The sequence below is a fragment of the Sporolactobacillus pectinivorans genome (genome assembly GCF_002802965.1).
Lineage (GTDB): Bacteria > Bacillota > Bacilli > Bacillales > Sporolactobacillaceae > Sporolactobacillus > Sporolactobacillus pectinivorans.
Genome location: NZ_NXGA01000010.1, coordinates 1 through 682 on the forward strand (window position 1 = coordinate 1; position 682 = coordinate 682).

2 protein-coding genes are annotated in these 682 nt (G+C 30.4%); both read left to right on the plus strand.

Annotated elements, in window-relative coordinates:
* The first annotated feature begins 146 nt into the window (after positions 1-146).
* Positions 147-443 carry a hypothetical protein gene (locus COP04_RS20400; RefSeq protein WP_476749557.1) on the plus strand — a complete coding sequence of 99 codons (297 nt, stop codon included), beginning with the start codon at positions 147-149 and terminating at the stop codon, positions 441-443.
* A gap of 14 nt (positions 444-457) precedes the next feature.
* On the plus strand, positions 458-682 hold a 225-nt coding region (locus tag COP04_RS20405; protein ID WP_239985021.1), incomplete at its 3' end, for a sensor histidine kinase.

The window sequence follows — 682 nt, forward strand, 5'->3', positions numbered from 1 at the left end:
TGTTAGTTAACGTACTAACGATTGGATTTGTTTTTGCGTTTATATTAATGGTAATGCTGGCATATTATTTAGCTCGACAATCAGTAAAAGCTTATGAACAACTAATGAATGAGCAACAACTGTTTGTGCAAAATGCATCTCATGAAATGAAAACACCAATAGCTTCTTTTTTATTGAGTACACAATATTTAGAAATGATTGAAGGTCATAATATAAGCATGGAAAGTAAGCAAACGTTGCAACAAATGAAAACGGAAGCACAATATATGCAACAACTCATCGAATCTATGTTAATTGATACTAATGTGAAAAATGAAGTAGTACCTATCAATGTTTCTAAAAGTTTTGATGAAGTAATTCGAACGGCTGAGCATGTCTATCAATCAACGATAGAAACACGCTATAAGTCACACTTAATATTTACTATACATTCNACATGCTAAGCATTAATATTTTAGTGGAAAATGCTTATCGTCATAACACTGATAATACTAAAGTGAGTGTTAGTGCATTCAAGAATTTTAATGGATTACAAATAGAAGTATCAGATAATGGTATCGGTATTCCAGAACAGGAACAACAACATATTTTTAAACGTTTTTATCAGGTTAATCAAAATCAGAAAGGTTCAGGTATTGGATTAGCACTTTTATATAATATTGTTAAGCAATATCATGGAACT